General features: G+C 69.1%; 1 protein-coding gene. It reads left to right on the top strand.

Annotated features, from left to right (window positions below; genetic code table 11):
• Nucleotides 1–987 (top strand): HAMP domain-containing protein (locus tag IH80_RS0138400; RefSeq protein WP_030966559.1); only part of this gene is annotated, 987 nt, incomplete at both ends.

Below are 987 nucleotides of genomic sequence, written 5' to 3'. Positions count from 1 at the left end.
TCATGGCCGACAACCTGACCGCGCAGGTGCGTTCGATCGCCGAGGTCACCACGGCCGTGGCCCAGGGCGACCTGACGCAGAAGATCCGGGTGGACGCCCGCGGGGAGATCCTGGAGCTGAAGGAGACCATCAACACGATGGTCGACCAGTTGTCCGCGTTCGCCGACGAGGTCACCCGCGTGGCCCGCGAGGTGGGAACCGAGGGCAACCTGGGCGGCCAGGCCACCGTCCGGGGGGTCTCCGGCACCTGGAAGGACCTCACCGACAACGTCAACGTCATGGCGTCCAACCTGACCGGACAGGTCAGATCGATCGCCCAGGTCGCCACCGCCGTCGCGCGCGGCGACCTGTCGCAGAAGATCACGGTGGAGGCGAAGGGCGAGGTCGCGGCGCTGGCCGGCGTGATCAACACGATGGTCGACACGCTGTCCGCGTTCGCCGACGAGGTGACCCGGGTGGCCCGTGAGGTCGGCACCGAGGGCCGGCTCGGCGGCCAGGCCCGCGTCCCCAATGTGGCGGGCACCTGGAAGGACCTCACGGACAACGTCAACTCCATGGCCAACAACCTCACCGGCCAGGTCCGCAACATCGCCCTCGTCACCACCGCCGTCGCCAACGGCGACCTGTCCAAGAAGATCGACGTGGACGCGCGCGGCGAGATCCTGGAGCTCAAGACCACCATCAACACCATGGTCGACCAGCTCTCCTCCTTCGCCGCCGAGGTCACCCGCGTCGCCCGTGAGGTCGGCAGTGAGGGCCGGCTCGGCGGCCAGGCCGAGGTCGAAGGGGTCTCCGGCACCTGGAAGCGGCTGACCGAGAACGTCAACGAGCTGGCCGGGAACCTCACCCGGCAGGTGCGGGCCATCGCCGAGGTCGCCAGCGCGGTCGCCGAGGGCGATCTGACCCGCTCGATCACCGTGGACGCCTCCGGAGAGGTCGCCGAACTCAAGGACAACATCAACTCCATGGTCGGGTCGCTGCGCGAGA

This window comes from Streptomyces sp. NRRL S-378 (genome assembly GCF_000720645.1).
Classification (GTDB): domain Bacteria; phylum Actinomycetota; class Actinomycetes; order Streptomycetales; family Streptomycetaceae; genus Streptomyces.
This window is presented reverse-complemented; position numbering and strand designations above follow the sequence as displayed.